16 protein-coding genes are annotated in these 21,702 nt (G+C 67.2%); 15 read left to right on the top strand and 1 reads right to left on the bottom strand.

Annotated elements, in window-relative coordinates:
* The first annotated feature begins 65 nt into the window (after positions 1–65).
* The 5 genes from ACQP2E_RS31895 to ACQP2E_RS31875 are packed head-to-tail and all read left to right on the top strand — an operon-like array spanning position 66 to position 6,059.
* Positions 66–1,859, top strand: a complete 1,794-nt coding sequence (locus tag ACQP2E_RS31895; protein ID WP_433826676.1) for a diguanylate cyclase domain-containing protein — start codon at positions 66–68, stop codon at positions 1,857–1,859.
* A gap of 51 nt (positions 1,860–1,910) precedes the next feature.
* On the top strand, positions 1,911–3,620 hold the full coding sequence (locus ACQP2E_RS31890; RefSeq protein ID WP_433826675.1) for an acyl-CoA dehydrogenase: 1,710 nt from the start codon (positions 1,911–1,913) through the stop codon (positions 3,618–3,620).
* 9 nt (positions 3,621–3,629) lie between these two features.
* Complete coding sequence (ligD, locus tag ACQP2E_RS31885; RefSeq protein WP_111651576.1) at positions 3,630–4,571, top strand: non-homologous end-joining DNA ligase; 942 nt, start codon at positions 3,630–3,632, stop codon at positions 4,569–4,571.
* Between the two features lie 16 nt (positions 4,572–4,587).
* Positions 4,588–5,967 carry an OFA family MFS transporter gene (locus ACQP2E_RS31880; RefSeq protein ID WP_433834109.1) on the top strand — a complete coding sequence of 460 codons (1,380 nt, stop codon included), beginning with the start codon at positions 4,588–4,590 and terminating at the stop codon, positions 5,965–5,967.
* Positions 5,964–6,059 (top strand): MFS transporter small subunit, encoded by a 96-nt coding sequence (locus ACQP2E_RS31875; protein ID WP_433826674.1) that lies wholly within the window; start codon positions 5,964–5,966, stop codon positions 6,057–6,059. The genes ACQP2E_RS31880 and ACQP2E_RS31875 overlap by 4 nt, the downstream gene beginning before the upstream one ends.
* Here the strand turns inward: ACQP2E_RS31875 and ACQP2E_RS31870 are convergent.
* Entirely contained in the window at positions 6,031–7,077 is a 1,047-nt protein-coding gene (locus ACQP2E_RS31870; protein WP_433826673.1) for a LacI family DNA-binding transcriptional regulator, read from the bottom strand. The genes ACQP2E_RS31875 and ACQP2E_RS31870 overlap by 29 nt on opposite strands.
* A gap of 305 nt (positions 7,078–7,382) precedes the next feature.
* Here ACQP2E_RS31870 and ACQP2E_RS31865 point away from each other — a divergent pair, with 305 nt between their 5' ends.
* The 10 genes from ACQP2E_RS31865 (at position 7,383) to ACQP2E_RS31820 (ending at position 21,553) form a co-directional block, all read left to right on the top strand.
* Positions 7,383–8,684 carry an ABC transporter substrate-binding protein gene (locus ACQP2E_RS31865; RefSeq protein WP_433826672.1) on the top strand — a complete coding sequence of 434 codons (1,302 nt, stop codon included), beginning with the start codon at positions 7,383–7,385 and terminating at the stop codon, positions 8,682–8,684.
* Positions 8,684–9,616, top strand: a complete 933-nt coding sequence (locus tag ACQP2E_RS31860) for a carbohydrate ABC transporter permease (RefSeq protein ID WP_433826671.1) — start codon at positions 8,684–8,686, stop codon at positions 9,614–9,616. Before ACQP2E_RS31865 ends, ACQP2E_RS31860 begins: the two co-directional genes overlap by 1 nt.
* The gene (locus ACQP2E_RS31855) at positions 9,613–10,458 is read left to right on the top strand and encodes a carbohydrate ABC transporter permease (RefSeq protein ID WP_433826670.1); all 846 of its coding nucleotides are present in this window, start codon (positions 9,613–9,615) and stop codon (positions 10,456–10,458) included. Before ACQP2E_RS31860 ends, ACQP2E_RS31855 begins: the two co-directional genes overlap by 4 nt.
* Before the next feature lie 40 nt (positions 10,459–10,498).
* Positions 10,499–12,028 (top strand): alpha-N-arabinofuranosidase, encoded by a 1,530-nt coding sequence (locus ACQP2E_RS31850; protein ID WP_433826669.1) that lies wholly within the window; start codon positions 10,499–10,501, stop codon positions 12,026–12,028.
* A gap of 140 nt (positions 12,029–12,168) precedes the next feature.
* Entirely contained in the window at positions 12,169–13,827 is a 1,659-nt protein-coding gene (locus ACQP2E_RS31845; protein WP_433826668.1) for a beta-1,3-glucanase family protein, read from the top strand.
* A gap of 245 nt (positions 13,828–14,072) precedes the next feature.
* A complete protein-coding gene (locus tag ACQP2E_RS31840; RefSeq protein WP_433826667.1) occupies positions 14,073–15,551 on the top strand; it encodes a pyridoxal phosphate-dependent decarboxylase family protein in 1,479 nt (492 codons plus the stop codon).
* Positions 15,551–16,837 (top strand): lysine N(6)-hydroxylase/L-ornithine N(5)-oxygenase family protein, encoded by a 1,287-nt coding sequence (locus ACQP2E_RS31835; RefSeq protein WP_433826666.1) that lies wholly within the window; start codon positions 15,551–15,553, stop codon positions 16,835–16,837. Before ACQP2E_RS31840 ends, ACQP2E_RS31835 begins: the two co-directional genes overlap by 1 nt.
* Complete coding sequence (locus tag ACQP2E_RS31830) at positions 16,834–19,044, top strand: GNAT family N-acetyltransferase (RefSeq protein ID WP_433826665.1); 2,211 nt, start codon at positions 16,834–16,836, stop codon at positions 19,042–19,044. Before ACQP2E_RS31835 ends, ACQP2E_RS31830 begins: the two co-directional genes overlap by 4 nt.
* Positions 19,044–21,005, top strand: a complete 1,962-nt coding sequence (locus ACQP2E_RS31825) for a penicillin acylase family protein (protein ID WP_433826664.1) — start codon at positions 19,044–19,046, stop codon at positions 21,003–21,005. The genes ACQP2E_RS31830 and ACQP2E_RS31825 overlap by 1 nt, the downstream gene beginning before the upstream one ends.
* Positions 21,005–21,553 (top strand): GNAT family N-acetyltransferase, encoded by a 549-nt coding sequence (locus ACQP2E_RS31820; protein ID WP_433834107.1) that lies wholly within the window; start codon positions 21,005–21,007, stop codon positions 21,551–21,553. Before ACQP2E_RS31825 ends, ACQP2E_RS31820 begins: the two co-directional genes overlap by 1 nt.
* The last annotated feature ends 149 nt before the right edge of the window (positions 21,554–21,702 follow it).

Genomic DNA, 21,702 nt, shown 5'->3' with positions numbered 1-21,702 from the left:
CCCCTAAGGAGGATTCTTCAGTCCGGCGCCGCGCGGCCGATGAAGTGCGGTGAGGAGGAACCGGAATGCGGCTGCGCAACTGGATAGCTGTGGTGGTCAGCGTGCTTCTGCTGGCTGCCGCTGGTGTGGTCGGCTTTGTGGTGAACCGTTCGGCGCTGCGCGCTGCGGACACGGTGCACCGGGCCGACAGCAGTGCCCTCGGCACCAACAACGGCACTCTCACCGGCCAGCTGCAGGTGAACTCGGCCGCCGAGTTGTCCCAGATCCTGGTCGAGCACGCCCTGCACCTGGGTAAGGACAGCGCCGCGGACCGCGGGATCCTCGCCGCCGCGGCGGCGAAGAGCACCACGTTCCAGTACGGCCTGCTGACCGCCGATCTGAACGGCAACCTGCTCACCAGCAGCCGCACGTCCGGCCTGCCGTCGGCCGGCGACGCCGGCTGGGCGCCGATGGAGGCGCAGCTGGCCGAGGGGCAGGCCGGCTTCTCCGACATCATGATCGTGGACGGGGTCGCCCTCGCGGCGGTGGCCGTGCCGATCCCGGGGAACGACTCGGTGATCGGCTATCTGATCGGCCTCAACCAGGTCACCAAGACCGCGCTGCAGAGTTACGCCGTGCGGCTCTCCGCCGAGACGCACACCACGCTGGTGGCGGACAGCTCAGGCGTGGTCGGCGCATCAAGCGACCGGAACCTGATCGGCACCAAGATCGCCTCTGCGCTGCAAACCGACCTCGATGTCGACGGCGTGCAGTTCGTCGAGTACAAGGCCGGCAAGACTCCGATGATCGCGATCGTCTACGGCGGCCTGCCCAGCGGCTGGACGTACATGCGGATTCAGACGAAGTCGTCGTTCGACGGCGTGGTGCACTCCCGCAGCCAGACCCTGAACCTGACGCTGCTCGCCATGCTGCTGATCGGCGTGGCCGGCATCTCGGTACTCGGTTACCGCACCCAGGTGACGCGCCGCCGCGCCGACGAGCGGTTCCAGGCGCTCTTCCAGCACGCTCCGGACCTGGTCTCGGTGCTGGACGGCCGGGGCCGGATCGTCTTCAGCAGCCCGAGCGCGATGGCTGTCCTCGGGTACAAGACCGGCGCGCTCGCCGGGCACAGCGTCTTCGATCTGATCCACCCGGAGGACGAGCCGGAGATGCGGCAGCGGCTGAGCCGGTTGCTCGACGACCTGGACGGGGTGGTGCGGATGCAGTGCCGGGCCCGTTCGGCGGACGGCGAGTACCGGTGGTTCGAGTTCACCGCCTCCAACCAGATGCACAACCCGGCGCTCTCCGGCGTCGTGATCAACGCCCGGGACATCTCGGAGAACCGCGCCTTTCAGGAGCGGCTCACCCACGAGGCGCAGCACGACCCGCTCACCGGCCTGCCGAACCGGCGGCGGATGCAGGACGTGCTGGACTCCTCGCTGGCCTCCACCCCGGTCGCGGTGCTCTTCGTCGACCTGGACGGCTTCAAACCGGTGAACGATGTGCACGGCCACGAGGTCGGCGACGAACTCTTGCGCCAGGTGTCAGACCGGCTCACCGCTTGCGTACGCGAAACCGACGTGCTCGCCCGGGTCGGCGGCGACGAGTTCGTGGTCCTGATGCCGGGTGTGCTGTCGGAGAAGGACGCGGCGACCATGAGCGGCCGGATCCGGTACGTCCTGGAGCTGCCGTTCCGGATCGGCGGCCAGGAGATCCTGATCGGCGCCAGCATCGGGGTGCACCTGGCGCCGGCGGCCGAGAACCCGGACGCCGCGCTGCGTGCCGCTGACCACGCGATGTACGCGATCAAGCACGCCGGTGGCAGCCGCAGAGCGGGCGTCTCCGGCGGCCGGATGGGCAGGCACCGCGCGTCGGACTGAACTTAGTGCACACTGTGTGCAAGGAGTTTTCGACGAACGGTGGTGGCTGCGGTGTCCAAGGTGCTCTCCCGGCGTGATCTCGCGTTCCTGCTCTACGAATGGCTCGACGTGGAGAAACTGACCGCGCGCGAGCGGTACGCCGACCATTCGCGGGAGACGTTCGACGCGTTCCTGGACGTCTCCCAGAAGATCGCCGAGCGCGATTTCGCCCCGCACAACCGTAAGAACGACCTCCAGGAGCCGACGTTCGACGGCGAAAAGGTGGAGATCATCCCGGAGGTCGCCAAGGCGCTGAAGGTGTTCGCCGAGTCCGGGCTGATCGCCGGCACTGTCGACGCCGCGCACGGCGGGCTGCAGCTGCCGCTGGTCGTGCAGCGTGCCTGTTTCCTGTGGTTCCAGGCGGCCAACACCGGCACGTCGGCGTACGCGATGCTGACCTCGGCCAACGCGCATCTGCTGCTGGCGCACGGCACCGACGAGCAGATCGCGACGTTCGTGGAGCCGATGCTCGAGGGCCGGTTCACCGGGACGATGTGCCTGTCCGAGCCGCAGGCCGGGTCGTCGCTCAGCGACGTCACCACGAAAGCGGTCAAGTCGCCGGACGGCGAATACCGGATCACCGGCAGCAAGATGTGGATCTCGGGTGGTGACCACGAGCTCAGCGAGAACATCATCCACCTGGTCCTGGCCCGGGTCGCCGGCGCGCCGGCCGGGGTGAAGGGCCTGTCGCTCTTCATCGTGCCGAAGAAGAACCTGGACACCGGCGAGCGCAACGGCGTGACCCTGGCCGGGCTCAACCACAAGATGGGTTACCGGGGCACCACCAACGCGGTGCTCGCCTTCGACGACGCGACCGGCTTCCTGGTGGGGGAGGAGGGCCGCGGCCTCCAGTACATGTTCCACATGATGAACGAGGCCCGGATCGGTGTCGGCGCCGGCGCGGTGGCCCTCGGTTACACCGGTTACCTGCACGCCCTCGATTACGCCAAGGAGCGCCAGCAGGGCCGCCCGGTCGCCGGCAAGGACCCGTCGGCCCCGCCGGTCGCCATCATCGAGCACCCCGACGTGCGGCGGATGCTGCTCGCCTCGAAGTCGTACGTCGAGGGTGGCCTGGCCCTGATCCTGTACGCGGCGAAGCTTGTCGACGAGTCGTCGCAGGAGAACGACCTGCTCCTCGACGTGCTCACCCCGATCGTGAAGGCCTGGCCGTCGCAGTGGTGCCGGCTCGCCGACGACCACGCCATCCAGATCCACGGCGGGTACGGGTACACCCGGGAGTACCCGGTCGAGCAGTTCTACCGGGACAACCGGCTCAACTCGATCCACGAGGGCACCGACGGCATCCAGGCGCTCGACCTGCTCGGCCGCAAGGTTCTCCTCCGTCAAGGGGCAGGCCTGACGCTGCTGCTCGACCGGATCAAAGCAACATGTCAGAAAAATCCTGACCTGGGTACGCCGATCGCGGCGGCCGCCGATCGCCTGGCCGCGACGACCGCGAAGCTGTGGGCTGCCGGAGACCCCGAGAAAGCTTTGGTCAACGCCACCGCCTATCTCGACGCGGCCGGCCATCTGGTGATCGCCTGGATCTGGCTGGAGCAGTGGCTCGCCGCCGAGGGCAAGGAGGGTGACTTCTACGAGGGCAAGCGGCTCGCGGCGCGGTATTTCGTCACGCACGAGCTGCCGCGGATCGGGCCGATGCTGGATCTGCTCGATTCAGGTGACACCCTGCTTCTGGACCTGGACGAGGCCTGGTTGGGCTAGTTTCTGACCATGGCAGGTAAAGCCACGGTGATCGAAGTCGGCGACTATGACGTCCGGGTCTCCAACCCGGACCGGATCTACTTCCCGGAGCTCGGCGCCACGAAGCTCGACCTGGTCGAGTACTACCTGGCGGTCAGCGACGGGATCGTCCGGGCGCTCCGGGAACGGCCGTGCATGCTGCACCGTTTCCCGGACGGCCTGGCCGGGGAGAAAGTGCACCAGAAACGCGTGCCGAACGGCGCTCCGCCCTGGCTGGAGACGGTCCGGGTGAAATTCCCGCGCTACAACCGGCACGCCGACGAGCTCTGCGTGACAAAGCCGGCCGACGTGATCTGGGCCGTCCAGATGTCCACCGTGGAGTTCCATCCGTGGAACTCCCGGCGGGCCGACACCGAGAAACCGGACGAGTGGCGGATCGACCTGGACCCGATGCCGGACTGCCCGTTCGGCACGGTCCGCAAGGTGGCCGGGGTGGTTCACGAGGTCCTCGACGAGCTGGGCATGGTCGGCTACCCGAAGACGTCCGGCGGCAAGGGCCTGCACGTCTACGTCCGGATCGAGCCGCGCTGGGGGTTTTCCGAGGTTCGGCGGGCGGCGCTGGCCTTCGCGCACGCGGTCGAGAAGCGGGCGCCGGACGACGTGACCACCACCTGGTGGCGCAAGGACCGGGACCCGAAAGCGCTGTTCATCGACTACAACCAGAACGCGCGGGACCACACCATCGCCAGCGCCTATTCGGTACGGGGTGTGCCCTCGGCGACCGTCTCCACGCCGGTGCGCTGGGACGAGATCCCGGACGTCGAGCCGGGTGACCTGACGATCCGCACGGTGCCGGCCCGCTTCGCCGAGCTGGGTGATCTGCACGCGGCCATCGACGACCGCGCGTTCTCACTGGAAACTTTGCTGGACTGGGCCGATCAGGAAGGTTTATCGACCGACGACGATGGGTAGCGCCGCCGCCATGGCTCTGCTCTCCGCTCTCGATCGCGAGCACACCGTCGCTCCGGCGGGTTACAGCCGCTGGCTCATCCCGCCCGCGGCGCTCGCGGTTCACCTGTGCATCGGTCAGGTCTACGCCACCAGCGTCTACAAGAACTCCCTGGTCCAGCACTTCGACACCAGCCAGACCGCGATCGGCGTCATCTTCAGCATCGCGATCGTGATGCTCGGACTCTCCGCCGCGCTCGGTGGCACCTGGGTGGAGGCGAACGGGCCCCGCAAAGCGATGTTCGTGTCCGCCTCGTTCTGGGCGTCCGGCTTCCTGGTCGGCGCGCTCGGCATCGCGACAACCCAGCTGTGGTTGCTCTATCTCGGGTACGGGGTACTCGGCGGCATCGGACTGGGCATCGGATACATCTCGCCGGTCTCCACGCTGATCAAGTGGTTCCCGGACCGTCCCGGCCTCGCCACCGGACTGGCGATCATGGGGTTCGGCGGCGGCGCGCTGATCGCCGGGCCGCTGTCCCGGCAGCTGATGTCGTTCTACGACAGCGGGTACGACCCGAACGTCGCGACGTCAGTGGCCAGCGGCGAGGCGTTGACAGCGCTGTTCCTGACGCTGGGCGCCGGCTACTTCGTGATCATGATGTTCGGCGTGGTGAACATCCGGGTGCCGGCCGACGGGTGGCGCCCCGCGAAGTGGGACCCCGCGTCGGTGCAGGCCAAGCCGCTCGTCACCACGGCGCAGGTCTCGGCCGCCAACGCCATTCGTACCCGGTCGTTCTGGTTGCTCTGGATCGTGCTCTTCTGCAATGTCACGGCCGGCATCGGCATCCTGGAACAGGCCAGCCCGATGATCCAGGACTTCTTCCGGGACAGCGGCGGCACCTCGGCCGTGGCGGTCACCGCGGCGGCCGGGTTCGTCGGGGTGCTGTCGCTGTTCAACATGGCCGGCCGGTTCGTCTGGTCGTCGACCTCCGACCTGATCGGCCGCAAGCCGATCTACATGCTGTACCTGGGCGGCGGCATCGTGCTCTACACCCTGCTGGCGGTCTTCGGCGGCACCGCGATCCCGCTGTTCGTGCTGCTGGCCGGGCTGATCCTGTCGTTCTACGGCGGCGGGTTCGCGACCATCCCGGCCTATCTGCGCGATCTGTTCGGGACGTACCAGGTCGGCGCGATCCACGGCCGGTTGCTGACCGCCTGGTCGGCGGCCGGCGTGGCCGGGCCGCTGATCGTCAACGGGTTCCTGGACGCGCAGGGCAAACCGGGCACGCTGACAGCGGACGCCTACAAGCCCGCGCTGTTCACCATGGTGGCGCTGCTCGCCGTCGGTTTCGTCGCCAACCTGCTGGTGAAACCGGTGCCCGCCGAGGTTCACGAGAAGGAGGAGGTGGCGGCGCGATGAGGCTCTTCATCTCCTGGGCTCTGGTCAGCGTGATGCTCGGTTACGGCATCACCCAGACCGTGATCACGGCAGCGAAGCTGTTCGGTAGCTAGCTCGGCCAGTAGTGGACTCGCGCACTACCAGTTTGTGCGGGGCGCGCAGCTCCAGCCCCGGTGGAGGTGTGCTGCTGCCGATCCTCAGCAGCAGCCGTTCCACCGCCGTGGTCGCTATCCACTCCTTGTCCGGCGAGATCGTGGAGACGGTCGGGTTCGAGTACCGGCCATCCTCGATGTCGTCGTACCCGATCACCGCGATGTCCTCGGGCACCCGCAGGCCGCGCGCCAGGATCGTGTGAATCGCGCCGAGGGCCACCAGGTCGCTGTAACAGAAGACCGCGTCCGGCCGATCCCCCCGGTCCAGCAGATCGGCCATCGCGCGAGCGCCGTCCGGGCGGTTGAACCGCGGCGTGCCGATGATCAGGTCCTCGCGTACCGGAAGGCCTCGGGCGGTGTGCGCCTCGCGGAATCCTTGGGTACGCAGTTGCGCGGCCTCGCCGGTGGCATAGGGCTGGTCGCCTATCGCGGCAACCCGGTGCCGGCCCAGGTCGAGCAGGTGCTCGGTGGCCTGGCGGGAGGCGGCCACGTCGTCGATGCCGACGTGGTCGAACGTGCCGTCGCTGGCCCGCTCGCCGAGGATCACCAGCGGCAGCGCCGGGTCCCGGTCGGCGAGGGCCCGCTGATCGAGGCCGAGCGGGCTGAAGATGACGCCGTCGAAGAGCAGCCGGCGCGATCCGTGCGCGATGAAACCGCGCTCGTGCTCGGCGTCGCCGTCGGTCTGATCGATCAAAACGTTATAGCCGCTGATCCTCGCCGCACGGATCACGCTCTGCAACAACTCGGAGAAGTACGGGGTGTCGAGGTACGGAACGACCACCGCGATCTGCCCGGATCGGCCCTGCGCCAGGTTCCGCGCAAGGACGTTCGGCCGGTACCCGAGTTCTTCGACCGCGCGTTGAACGCGCTCTCTCGTACGTTCGGTGACGTTGGCGTAACCGTTCACCACGTTGGAGACGGTTCGGCTTGATACGCCGGCCAGCTCCGCGACGTCACGCAGAGTGACTTCTCGACGCATTGTGCCCCCCTCTGCCCGCCCCAAGTTTCCGGCAGGTTACCCCTTGCCGACGTACAGGCGTCCGTGCATGCTGTGTTTTGCAGCGCTGCAAAAGCGTAGCAACAGTGCCCGCCGGACCGTGGATAACCGTTTGGCGTGCGAAGTTCGGCTTGTTGGCCGACCCCCGGTGTGCCAGCACCGGAGGCCGGCTCTCTGGTCCCTGAGCAGGGTCCAGAACTGATCAACTGGATACGCAACTACTTGTCTGTGAGGACCCAGTGAACGTCAGTAAACTTAGCGCACGGCGGGTCAGTCGGCGATCGGTTGTGGCGGCCATCGCTGCCTCCGCGCTCGCCCTGACCGCCTGCGGCAGCAGCGGTGACGACGAGAAGGCCACCGCGAAACCGACAGGCACCGTGACCGTCAAGGTCTGGGCGTGGTACCCGGAGTTCCAGGCCGTCGTCGACCTGTTCAACTCCACCCACACCGACGTCAAGATCGAGTGGACGAACGCCGGCACCGGCCAGGACCAGTACACCAAGCTGCAGACCGCACTGAAAGCCGGCAAGGGTGCGCCCGACGTGGTGCAGCTCGAGCTGCAGGAGATCCCCACCTTCCAGCTCACCAAGCACTTGGTCGACCTCGGCAAGTACGGCGCCAACGACGTCAAGGGCGATTACGTCGACTGGGCGTGGAAGCAGGTCAGCACGGGTGACTCGGTCTACGCCATCCCGGTCGACGCCGGACCCATGGCGATGATGTACCGCGCCGACATCTTCGAGAAGTACAAGCTGACCGTGCCGACCACCTGGGACGAGTACAAGACCCAGGCCGAGAAGCTGAAGGCCGCGTCCGGTGGCAAGAGCTTCATCACCGACTTCGGCGCCAACGACGGTGGCTTCATGACCGGTCTGCAGTGGCAGGCCGGCGCCCAGCCGTACGCCTATGACATCGCGGACCCGTCGAAGATCGGCGTCAACCTCAACAGCGCCGAGTCCAAGAAGGTCTTCGACTACTGGGAGGGCATGGTCAACGGCGGTCTCGCCGACAACACCGCCTTCCACACCACCGACTTCTACGCCGGTCTCAACTCCGAGAAGTACGCCACGTACCTCGCGGCCGGATGGGGCCCCGGTTACATCCAGGCCAACGCGGCCGGCGCGTCCGGCAAGTGGAAGGTCGCGCCGCTGCCGCAGTGGACCGCCGGCGCCAACGCTCAGGGCGACTGGGGTGGCTCCTCGTTCGCGGTGACCGACCAGGCCACGTACCCGGACATCGCGGCCAAGGTCGCCATGGAGATCTTCGGCCCGAAGAACACCGACGCGTGGAAGATCGGCATCGACAAGGCGTTCCTGTTCCCGACCGCGACGCCGATCCTGGAGTCGGAGGCATTCCTCAGCAAGGAGTACGACTTCTTCGGCGGCCAGAAGGTCAACGAGGTCTTCGTCCCGGCGTACAAGGCGATCGGCCCGCTGGCCTGGAGCCCCTTCAACAGCTACAACTTCAACCAGCTGACCACCAACCTGGGCCAGGCGATCGAGAAGAAGACAGCGTGGTCGGCGGCGCTGGACACGGCTCAGGCGAACGTCAAGACCTACGCCACCCAGCAGGGCTTCAAGGTTCAGTAATGACCGAGGTGAAGACTTCACCCGCGGCCGCTCCGGCGGCCGCGGACCCCTCGCCGAAGGTGAGCACCCGGCGGGCGACCCATCTGCGGGAGGCGGCCACCGGCTGGCTGTTCGTCCTGCCGTTCGTGGTGCTGCTGATCGCTTTCCTGCTGCTCCCGCTGGCGTACGCGTTCAAGATCAGCCTTTACCGGTCCACCCTGATCGAGGGTGAGGTCTTCGCGTTCGCCGACAACTACCAGCAGGCGATCAACGATCCGCTGGTCCGTGAGGGCGTGGTCCGGGTCCTGGTCTTCGGGCTGATCCAGACTCCGGTGATGATCGCGCTCGCGCTGCTGGCGGCCCTGCTGATCGACTCGGCCACGTCCCGGTTCTCCCGGTTCTTCCGGCTGGCGGCCTTCGTCCCCTACGCCGTGCCGGTGGTGATCGGCACCCTGATGTGGGGCTTCCTCTACAGCGACAGCGTCGGCCCGTTCGCCGCGCTGGGCATCGACTTCACCGCCAGTGACACGGTGCTGGCGTCGCTGGGCAACATCGTCACCTGGCAGTGGGCCGGCTACAACATGATCGTGCTGTACGCGGCACTGCAGGGCCTGCCCAAGGAGATCTACGAGTCCGCCCGGATCGACGGTGCGAGCGAGGTGCAGATCGCATTGCGCATCAAGACGCCGATGATCTCCTCGGCGCTGGTCCTGGCCACGCTCTTCACCATCATGGGCACCCTGCAGTTCTTCACCGAGCCGCTGATCCTCCAGCCGCTCAACCCGGGCTCGATCACCCAGCACTACACGCCCAACATGTACGCCTACGGCCAGGCGTTCTCGTTCCAGCAGTACAACTACTCGGCGGCGATCTCGTTCCTGCTCGGCGCGGTGGTCTTCATCGGGTCGTACATCTTCCTCTTCGCCACCCGGAAACGGAGCGCGCTGCAATGAGCCTCAGAAAGGGCAGCGTCGCCGCCCACGTGGTGATGGGTCTGATGGCGGTCTACTTCCTGCTCCCGTTCTGGTGGCTGCTGGTCGCCGCGACCAAGAACAACCAGGGCTTGTTCCAGTCGGACTCGCTGTGGTTCTCCGGTTTCCACCTGTTCGAGAACCTCAAGCAGGTGTTCACCGGGCAGGACGGCATCTTCCTCATCTGGCTGCGCAACTCGGCGTTCTACGCGGTGGTCAGCGGTGTCGGTGCGACAGTCGTCTCGGCGCTGGCCGGGTACGCCTTCGCCAAGCTGCGCTTCCCGGGCCGTAACAAGCTGTTCGCCCTGCTCCTCGGGCTGATCATGGTGCCGGCCACGGCGCTGGTGCTGCCGACCTACCTGCTGATGTCGCAGGCCAACCTGGTCGACACGGTCTGGGCGGTGATCCTGCCGTCGCTGCTCAACCCGTTCGGTGTCTACCTGCTGCGGGTCTACGTGGCCGACTCGATCCCGGACGAGATGCTTGAGGCGGCCCGGATCGACGGCGCCGGCGAGTTCCGGGTCTTCCGCAGCGTGGTGCTGCCGGCCATGCGCCCCGCCCTGGTCACGGTGCTGCTGTTCAGCATGGTCGCGTCCTGGAACAACTTCTTCCTGCCGCTGGTGATGCTGAGCGACGACCAGCTCTACCCGCTCACCGTGGGGCTGCGGACCTGGTACATGTCGGCGATCATGGGCAACGGCGCCGGAGCCACCTTCAGCGTGATCGTGACGGGTGCCCTCGTGGCGATCGTCCCCCTGATCGTGGCCTTCCTGATGTTGCAGCGGTACTGGCGCGGTGGCCTGACTCTCGGCTCCGTCAAGTAATCCGCGCATCTCCTCTTCTTCTTGGTAAAGGGAAACAACGATGCTTCGTGCGCGTGTCGCATTGAATCCAGCCTCTGTCGTGGCGCCGGTCAGCCGCCGTACCTTCGGCTCGTTCGTCGAGCACATGGGCCGCTGCGTCTACACCGGTATCTACGAGCCCGGCCACCCGCTCGCCGACGAGGACGGGTTCCGCACCGACGTACTCGCCCTCGCCCGTGAGCTGGGCGTCACGATGGTCCGTTACCCCGGCGGCAACTTCGTCTCGGGTTACCGCTGGGAGGACGGCGTCGGCCCGGTCGCCGACCGTCCCCGCCGCCGTGACCTCGCCTGGCGCAGCATCGAGACGAACGAGGTCGGCATCGACGAATTCGCCAAGTGGGCCGAGAAGGCCGACGTCGAGATCATGTACGCCGTGAATCTCGGCACCCGTGGGGTGCAGGAGGCGCTCGACGTGCACGAGTACATCAACCACCCGGAGGGGACCCACCTCTCCGAGCTACGCCGCGCCAACGGCGCCGAGAAGCCGTACGGAATCAAGCTCTGGTGCCTCGGCAACGAGCTCGACGGTCCCTGGCAGACCGGGCACAAGACCCCCGAAGAGTACGGCCTGCTGGCCGCCGCGACGGCGCGGGCGCTGCGCTCGGCCGAACCGGATCTCGAACTGGTCGCGTGCGGCAGCTCCAGCTCGATCATGCCGACGTTCGGCTCCTGGGAGTCGACGCTGCTGGAGCACGCGTACGACGTTGTCGACTACGTCTCCTGCCACGCGTACTACGAGGAGCACGACGGCGACCTCGGCTCGTTCCTGGCCAGCGCGGTGGACATGGACCACTTCGTGAACAGCATCGTGGCCACGGCGGACGCGGTCGGCGCCCGGCTCAAGAGCAAGAAGAAGATCAACCTGTCGTTCGACGAGTGGAACGTCTGGTACCTGTCCCGGTTCCAGAGCGCCCCGCTGCCGAAAGAGTGGGAGGTCGCGCCGCGGGTGATCGAGGACCAGTACAACGTGGCGGACGCCGTGGTGGTCGGCAGCCTGCTGATCTCGCTGCTGCGGCACAGCGACCGGGTGACCGCCGCGTGCCAGGCGCAGCTGGTCAACGTGATCGCCCCGATCATGACCGAGCCGGGTGGGCCGGCCTGGCGGCAGACGATCTTCCACCCGTTCGCGCGTACCGCGGCGCTCGCCAAGGGTGACGTGCTGCGCCTGGAGATCCAGAGCCCGGTCTACTCGACCGAGAAGTACGGCGAGGCCCCGGTGATCGACGCGGTCGCCACCCACGACCCGGCCACCGGTGATGTGGTCGTCTTCGCAGTGAACCGGGACCAAGAGCAGTCCGTCGAGTTCGCGGTGGATCTGCGGGCGTTCGGCGACGACCTGACCGTGGCCGAGGCGTGGACGCTGACCGACGACGACGTCCGCGCCACCAACACGAAGGACGACCCGGACCGGGTCACCATGCAGCCGCTCACCGGGATCGCGCTCGGCGGCGGCGACAACGGCGGCGGCGGCGACGTGACGCTGACCCTGCCCCGGATCTCCTGGTCAGCGATCCGGCTGACCCGAGTCTGAGAAAAACTGTTATCCGCAGCGAGTGAAAAACGTCGGTGAATCCGACATTAAAGCGACCTTAAACAGCGCGCATTTCCGGTGCCGCCCTTTGAATAATGGCGATCGTTCCCCAACGTTCCCCTTCGAAGGGTGGCACCCCCATGCCCCGGAAACGAAGTCTTGTCCTCGCCGCGGCGGCCATCGCGGCCGCGCTCGGCACTGCGTGGATCGCCCTGCCGGCCTCGGCCGCGGCGCCGACGGCGAGCGTACGCACGGTCTCCGACTGGGGGAGTGGCTGGCAGGACGAGGTGACGATCAGCAATACCGGCGCGTCCGCGATGTCGTCCTGGAAAGTCGAATTCGACCTGCCGGCCGGCTCGTCGATCGGCAGTTTCTGGGAGGCCGACATGGCCGCTTCCGGAAGCCACCGGACCTTCACGAACCGGTCCTGGAACGGTGCGATTCCGGTGGGCGGCACGGTGACGTTCGGCTTCGTCGGAGCGGGCGCCCAGCCGACCGGCTGCAAGCTGAACGGCGTTTCGTGCAACGGGGTGACTGCCACAACGGCACCCACGACCGCGGCGCCGACAAGAACGACCACAGCAACGACAACACCCACGACCGCTGCGCCGACAGGATCAGCCGCGCCGACGACCGCACCGACCGCGGCGCCGACCAAAACCGCAACGCCCACAAAAACGGCGGCAAACCCGACAACTCCAGCAAAGGTGGAAGGGCTGCTCCCGGTCACCTTCACCAACGACAGCGGTCGTGACGAAGCCGTCCACCTCTACGTCCTCGGCACGAACCTGGCCACCGGCAAGCTCGGGTACTCCGACGCCACCGGCCGGTTCACCCCGTGGACCGGGGGCGCCACCGTGCCGGTTCCGGCCCCGGACGTCTCGATCCCGGGCCCGGCCAAGGGCAAGAGCACCACGATCCAGATCCCGGAGAACCTGTCCGGCCGGATCTACTTCTCGTTCGGCAGCAAGCTGGACTTCCGCCTCACCGCCGACGGCCTGGTCCAGCCGGCTCCGTGGGCGGGCGGCGACCCGAACCGCGACATCCTCTTCGACTGGAGCGAGTTCACCCTCAACGACTCCGGTCTCTGGCTGAACAGCTCGCAGGTGGACATGTTCGCGGTGCCGCACATCGTCAGCGTCACCGGGAAGAGCGCCAGCAGCCAGACCGGCGAGGTGAAGCCCGGCGGCCGGCAGCGGGTGATCGACACGATCAAGGCGGACCCGGCGTTCGCGAAGAGTGTGGTGACCGGTTCTGACGGTACGGTCCTGCGCGTGCTGGCTCCGGGCAAGGCGGCCGACGCCGGCCTGATGAGCCCCACCTATCTCGATGGTTACATCACGGACGCCTGGAACGCGTACCGCAGCAAGGTTTTGACCGTCATCCCCTTCACCGATCAACCGGGTGTGAAATATCTGGGCCGGACCACCGGGAATGTCCTGAACTTCACCGACACCGCGGGCCGGACGGTGGCGTCGTTCACGAAGCCGTCGACGGCGAACGTGTGGGGTTGTGACGGCGCTCTCGGTGCACCGAACGACCAGGTGGTCGGTCCGATCGCGCGGACCCTGTGCGCGGCGCTGCAGCGGACCACGCTGGGCCGCCTCGACACCCAGCCGAGTGGCACCGCGACCGACTTCTACCAGGGTGAAGTGACAAACGTCTACGCCCGGGTGATCCACCAGAACATGGTCGACGGCAAGGCGTACGCGTTCGCCTTCGACGACGTGCAGAACCAGGAGTCGCTCGTGCACGACGGCGATCCGCAGGCGGCCGGGATCACGCTGACCGCGTTCTGAGCGATCCAACCGAGAGCGCGCCGGATCCAAAGGAGTCCACCGTCCTGGGCGGTGGGCTCCTTATCCGCATTGTGGGATGAATCACCCCTCACTCCCGGAACAATCTTGCAGGGGTCGATGCGCTGGTCGTGGCCATACTCGGGCGCACGGGGACCGGCCGTCGCCCCCCGACGCGACCTGCTCAGGTTTCCAACGTGAGTCCCGGCAGTTAGCCTCCGTTTAGTTAGGTAAGGATTACCTTATTAGTGGAGGCCACGTTGGAGGGGTTCGCGTCCCCGCACCTGTTCTCCGGGTCCACTCTCGACGCATACACGTCGGGCGTGTGGCACGCGTCAGCACTGCTGGCCGACCGGGTGAAAACAGTGCGGCAGCCGTACTCCGGTGCTTCGGTCGCCGAGCTTCAGGAACAGGTCGACGCCGTCGATCTGGACCGTCCGCTCGGTGACACCGGCGCCGCGTTGCACGAGGTCGCTCGGCTCTATCTGGACAACGCCATCTGGTTCCACGAGCCGACGTACGTAGCGCACCTGAACTGCCCCGTAGCCATCCCCGCCCTCAGCGCCGAGGTCCTGATCTCCGCGGTCAACTCCTCGGTGGACACCTGGGACCAGAGCGCGACCGGCACCCTTATCGAGCGCCGGCTCATCGACTGGACCGCCGGCCGGATCGGGTTCGGCCCGGGCGCCGACGGCATCTTCACCAGCGGTGGCACCCAGTCGAACCTCCAGGCGATGCTGCTGGCCCGTGAGGACTCCCTGGCCGGCGCCGGCAAGCCACGCGAGGTCGCGATCCCGCTCCTGCGGATCTTCGCGACCACCGAGAGCCACTTCAGCGTGGGTAAATCGGCCGGCATCCTCGGACTCGCCGCGGACGCCGTGGTCGCTGTCGCGACCGACGGCAACGGACGAATGGATCCAGGCGCGCTGGCTGCGGCTATTGATCGGGTACGCCGGGACGGCGGCATCCCGATGGCCGTAGTAGCCACCGCCGGCACCACCGACCTCGGCCGGATCGACCCGGTCAAGGCGATCGGCCCGATCTGCGCGGAGCACGGCATCTGGTTCCACGTCGACGCCGCGTACGGATGTGGCCTGCTCGTCTCCACCCGTCGCCGGCATCTGCTCGAAGGCATCGAGCAGGCCGACTCAGTGACCGTCGACTACCACAAGAGCTTCTATCAGCCGGTCAGCTCCAGCGCCGTCGTGGTCCGCCGTGGCGAGACGATGCGCCGGATCGCGGTGCACGCCGACTACCTGAACCCGCGTACCGCGACCGTGCCGAACCAGGTCGACAAGAGCCTGCAGACCACTCGCCGGTTCGACGCGCTCAAGCTGTGGATGACGCTGCGCACGATCGGCTCGGAGCAGATCGGCGACATGTTCGACACCGTTGTCGACCGGGCGCACGAGACGTGGGAGCACCTGCTGACCGACTCGGACTTCGAGGTGCTGACCGAGCCGACGCTGAGCACGCTGCTCTTCCGGTTCCGGCCGGAGGGCCTGAGCGTCGAGGCCTGCGACGAGCTGATGCCACGGCTGCGACAGGAGCTGTTCCGGGACGGCCAGGCGATCGTCGCCGGAACCACTGTCGGCGGTCATTACTGGCTCAAGTTCACATTGCTCAACCCGAACACCACGATGAGCAACCTGAAGGACGTGCTGGACCTGATCCGGGGCATCGCGCACCGGCTCACCAGCGAGCCGACCGCGGCGGTGATGGCCTGATGCGTACCTATGACTTCGTCGCTGTCGGTGTGGGACCGTTCAACCTGGGTCTCGCGGCGCTGACCGCCGACCTGGCGGACGTGGACGGCGTCTTCCTGGAGCAGCGGCCCGAGTTCGACTGGCACCCGGGCCTGATGCTGGAGGGCGTCACGATCCAGGTGCCGTTCATGGCCGACCTGGTCACCATGGCCGACCCGACCTCGCGGTTCTCGTTCCTGAACTACCTCAAGCAGGTGGGCCGGCTCTACCCGTTCTACATCCGGGAGAACTGGTTCCCGCTGCGGGCCGAGTACAACGAGTACTGCAAGTGGGTCGCCCGGCAGCTGCCGTCGATCAAGTGGAACACCCGGGTCGACACGGTCACCCACGACGGTGAGGCGTACGTCGTGCACACCGCGGGTGAGACCTACCGCGCCCGGAAGCTGGTGCTCGGCATCGGCACCGAGCCACGCGTGCCGGCCGCCGTCGACCAGGGGCCGTACGTGCACAGCGCCGATTACCTGCCGAACAAGCAGAAGCTGCAGGCCCTCGACTCGATCACGGTCGTCGGCAGCGGGCAGAGCGCGGCCGAGATCTACCTCGATCTGCTCAACGACATCGAGACGCACGGGTACCACCTGAGCTGGATCACCCGGTCGCCGCGGTACTTCCCGATGGAGTACACGAAGCTGACCCTGGAGATGACGTCGCCGGAGTACATCCGGTACCACCAGGCGCTGCCCATGGAGGTGCGTGACCGGCTCGGCCGCGAGCAGCGCCATCTCTACAAGGGGATCAGCGCCGATCTGGTCGACGCCATCTACGACACGCTCTACGCCAAGAGTCTGCACGGGCAGGTCCCGACGACCCTGCTCACCAACACCGCACTCGAAGGCGTGATCTGGGACGCCGCCGAGCAGCGCTACACATTGGCGCTGCACCACGCCGAGCAGAACCGTTCGTTCACCGCCACGACACAGGGCCTGCTGCTGTCCACCGGGTACGCGCCCCGCGTGCCGTCCTTCCTGGAACCGGTCCGGGACCGGATCCGCTGGGACGCCCGTGGCCGCTTCGACGTGGCCGTCGACTACGCGATCGACGTCACCGGCAACGAGGTGTTCGTGCAGAACGCCGAGGAGCACACGCACAGCGTCAACGCGCCCGATCTCGGCATGGGCCCGTACCGCAACTCGGTGATCCTCAAGGGCATCACCGGACGCGAAATTTACAAGATCGAGCAATCGGTCGCCTTCCAGCAGTTCGGCGCCCCCACCGCCGACATCCCCCGTCAACTGGTGACCTCATGAACCTCGTACCCCTGGATCTTGATCGTGACCTGGACCTTCTGCACGCATGGGTGACCCATCCCCGGTCCCATTACTGGGGCCTGCAGGGTGCGACGCCCGCGCGGGTACGCGAGGAGTACCAGAAGATCGCCGACAACCCGCACCACCACGCGTGGCTCGGGTACGGCGACGACGGCGTGCCGCTCTTTCTCGCCGAGACCTACGAGCCGGCGCACAGCGAGCTGGCTTCGTTCTACGACGTGCGTCCCGGTGACATCGGCATGCACGTGCTGGTGGCACCACCCACCGGTCGCCGCGCCGGTCTCACCTCGGCGGTGTTCCGTGCCGTGATGGACTTCTGCTTCGCTGACTCGAAGATCGATCGGGTCGTCGTCGAGCCGGACGTGCGCAACGAGGCGATCGCCCGGAAGAACGCCGAGGCCGGCTTCGTCGAGGAGCGGCACATCGAACTGCACGACAAGACGGCCCGGCTGAGTTTCTGCACCCGGGCCGCGTACGAGATGAGTGTGCCGCACCTGAACCCGGCGGCGTTCGAGATCGCCAACCGGCAGCTGATCGCGAAGGCCATCGCGGAGTTCAGCCACGAGCGCCTGATCGCTCCGGTCTCCCTCGGTGACGATCGCTATGAGTTCGGGCAAATTGTCTTCACGGCGCGTCGGCTCCCGATGGAGCACTGGATAGTCGACCCGGGATCGCTCCAAGGTCCTCTCGACGCGCTCGACTTCATCTCCGGGCTCCGCGAGACCCTGGGTATTCCGGAGCAGCTCCTCGGCACGTACCTCGAAGAGATCTCCGCGACGCTGGCCGGCACCGCCTGGAAGCTGACCCACCGGCGGGAGACCGCCGACGAGCTGGCGCACGCGGCCAATTCCAAGGACGGATTTCAGACGATCGAGTCGGCGATGACCGAGGGCCACCCCGGTTTCGTGGCGAACAACGGCCGGATCGGTTTCGGTCTGAAGGACCACGCCGCCTTCGCGCCGGAGGCCGGCAAGCCGGTGCGGTTGCGCTGGGTCGCGGTGCTCAAGACCGAGAGCATCTTCGTGTACGACGGTGACGAGCGCGCTCACTATCTGGCTGAGTTCGGCGACACCCTTGATCACTACGAGCGTCAGCTGCGCTCGCGCGGTCTGAACCCGGACGACTACCGCTATCTCCCCGTGCACCCGTGGCAGTGGGAGCACAAGCTCGCCGTCACGTTCGCCGCCGAGGTGGCTCGCCGCGCGATCGTCCCGCTCGACGAGAGTGCTGATCGTTATCGGGCACAGCAGTCGATCCGTACGTTTTTCAACATCGACCGGCCGGACCGGCACTATGTGAAGACCGCGATCGCCGTGCAGAACATGGGCTTCATGCGCGGGCTGTCGCCGAAGTACATGCAGGCCACACCGCCGATCAACCAGTGGGTCGCGGACGTCGTGAACGGCGACGAGGAGCTGCGTGCCAGTGGCTTCGGCGTGCTGCGCGAGCTCGCTGCCATCGGGTATGTCGGGGACGCCTATCACCGGACCGGGACGCCTAGCGCGTACACAAAAATGCTTGCCGCGCTCTGGCGTGAGAGTCCGATTCCGATGCTCGCCGAAGGCGAGCGTCTCGCCACCATGGCGAGCCTGGTGCACCGCGACCGGGACGGAAACGCCCTGGCCACCGCACTGATCCGGGAGTCCGGCGTGAGCGCCGCGGAGTGGGTGGCGACGTACTTCCGCGCCTACCTGCGTCCGATCGTGCACTGTCTGCTCCAGTATGACCTGGCCTTCATGCCGCACGGCGAGAACCTGATCCTGGTGCTGCGGAACCACGTGCCGACCCGGGTGTTCATGAAGGACATCGGCGAGGAGGTGGCGGTCATGAACGATCGTCCGCTACCCGGCGAGGTCGAGCGGATCCGCATGATCACCTCGGTCGAGCTGAAGGAGCTGGCGCTCTTCACCGACGTCTTCGACGGGTACCTGCGGCACCTCGCCGGCATCCTCGACGTCGACGGCGTGCTGCCCTGGGCCGATTTCTGGTCGCTCGCCGGCGACTGCGTCCGCGAGCACGCCAAGGACCATCCGGCGATCGCCACCCGGCTCGACCTGCTGCGGCCGACGTTCGCGCACTCCTGCCTGAACCGGCTCCAACTGCGCAACACCCTGCAGATGGTGGACATCGCCGATCAGGAGAGTTCGCTGATCTACGCGGGTGAGCTGGAGAATCCGATCGCCTGATGAAGGTCTATCGCGACGATTACGGCATCCCGCACCTGCAAGCCGGCTCGGTTCTCGAACTGGCCTACCTGCAGGGGCGGGTGACCGCTTCTGATCGGGGCCAGCAGGTGCTGGTGGAGCGGCTCCGATCGGAGGGACGTCTGGCTTCGGTCATGGGCGCCGATGAGGTGGAGTGGGACGTCTTCGCGCGTCGTGCTCGTTTGGACGACACGGCGCAGCGGTGTTATGCGACGCTTTCTGGGGAGACTCGTTCTTTTTTCGATGCTTATGCGGATGGCATTCGCTCTGCCGGTATCGAATGGCAGCCTTGGTCGTCGCTCGGCGTCTTCCAGGTCCAGCACATCCTTTTCGGGACATTTCCCAATAAGATGTGGCGGGCGCACGTCGAGCGAACCCTTGGACCCTCCGCTGTGGAGTGGTTCGCCATCGAGGGACCGAACGGCGCCGGCAGCAACGCCTGGGCGTACCCGTTCCACGTCGCCGGCGACCCGCACCGCCTGCTCGAACTCCCCGGCGTCTACCAGCAGATTCGCCTCGCCTGTCCGGAGTTCGACGTCGCCGGGCTGACCTTCCCCGGCGTACCCGGCGTGCAGCATTTCGGCCACGCCGGCCCGGTCGCCTGGGCGATCACCAACGCGATGGCCGATTACCAGGATCTCTACATCGAAGAACTTCGCGCGACCGAAGCGGGGGTCGAGGCCCGCGGCGCGGCCGGCTGGGAGCCGGCCCTCACCCTTCAAGAGACCGTTTTTGTACGCGACGCCGACCCGGTCGTGGTCGACATCATCGAGACCGCCCGCGGCCCGGTGATCTCCAGTCCCGGTGGTCCGGTTGGCTCCAGTCCCGCTGGTCCGGTTGGCTCCAGCCCCGGTGATCCGCTTGGCTCCAGCCCTGCTGGTCCGGTTGGCTCCAGTCCCGCTGGTGCGGTGCTGAGCCTGCGGACTCCGGCGCGGGCCGGTGCCGATCTCGGGTTCGACGCGCTGCTGCCGTTGATGCGGGCCACCACCGCTGACGAGGTGGCCGACGCGCTCTCCCGTTGGGTCGAGCCGGTCAACAGTGTGCTGATCGCCGACGACACCGGACGGGTCGTGCAGCTCGCGGCCGGCCGAGTGCCGGTGCGTGACGATCGCAATCGCTGGGTGCCGGTACCTGCCTGGGACCCTGCTTTCGCCTGGCAGCCGGGGTGGGCGCCGATGACGCGTACCGAAGTGTCCTCGGTGGTCAACGCCAACGACCGCCGCCCCGACTCGGAAGCGCACGGCATCGACTTCGCCCCGCCCGCCCGGGCCGCGCGGATCCGCACCCTGCTCGACGCGGGCGTGCCGTCCGCCCTGATCCACATGGACACCTCGATGCCGGCCGACTCCGAGGAGGCCGGCCGGCGCGAGGCGTGGCGTTCCTCGGTGGCCCGGGCGCTCTGCGAGTTCCCGTCGCTCAAGCCGCTCTTCGAGGAGTCCGGGTACGACCCGCTCTTCACCCCGTGGATCGACCCGCGAGGCCGGATCGGGCACTCGCTGGACGGGGTGCTGCGCGGCTTGGGTCTGGACCCGGCCTCGCTGGCCGGCCCCGCCGCGTCGGTCGCTGACTCTTCGCGGTGGGGTTCCCGGCACCTGCTGTACCCGATCGTCCTGTCCGGACTGGACATCGAGTTCCCGCGCGTCGAGCTGTCCGGCTCACGGGACTGCGTGCTGAACACGTCAAGCGTCACCGGCGTGAGCGACCTGTGTGTGCGAGGGCCGGTAGCCCGGTACATCTGGGATCTCGGCGATCGGCAGCGCAGCCGCTGGGTCGTACCCTTCGGTGCCCATGGCGACCCGGAGTCGCCGCACTTCCTGGACCAGCTGCCGCTCTGGGCGTCCGGATCCCTGGTCCCGCTGACAACCGACTGGGACGGCCTCGTGCTGGACCGTTCCGTGCTGGACCGTTCCGTGCTGGACCGCTCTGTTCTGGAGGACTCGTGATCATTTTCTCGGAGAAGCTGCCCGGCCTGGGCGAGCTGATCATGATCCCGCTCGACCCGTCCGCACACGCCGAGCTGGTACACGGCTGGGTGACCAAGCCCCGCAACCAGTACTGGGGAATGACCTCCCACACGGTCTCCGACGTGGAGGAGATCTACGCCTTCGTAGACGGCCTGGACACCCACCACGCCTACCTCCTGCTGCTGGACGACGGACCGATCGGCATCTTCCAGACATACGACCCAGAGCACGACCCGGTGGGCGAGCTCTACGACGTCCAACCGGGTGACTTCGGCCTGCACCTGCTCCTGGACGCCGGCGACCGAGACCTCCCCCACGTGACGAGCGCCGTCTTCCCGGCGCTACTACGCCATCTCTTCACCAACCCATCCCACCAGCGAATCATCGCCGAACCAGACATCCGCAACACCAAAATGATCACCCGCCTCCAGCGCCACGGCTTCACCCTGGGCGACGAGATCGACCTGGGTCACAAGCGAGCCCAGCTGACCCTCCTGACCAGAGCCACCTTCACAACCCACCCCTGACCACACCCTCCGAACCGGCGCGGGCCAGTTGGTCCGCATCTGCTGGTCGCCGCACCTGCCGCTGTGGATGGAGCCTGCCGTTCCAGGGCTCGTGGAGATCTTGTGAGTTTTCGCCGCCACCGCAGCCGCAAACTCACGACTTTCGGCGG

It is taken from the genome of Actinoplanes sp. CA-015351, from assembly GCF_050955685.1.
Lineage (GTDB): Bacteria > Actinomycetota > Actinomycetes > Mycobacteriales > Micromonosporaceae > Actinoplanes.
The sequence above is the reverse complement of the archived record's forward strand: the minus strand, read 5'-3'. Positions and strand labels throughout refer to the sequence as shown.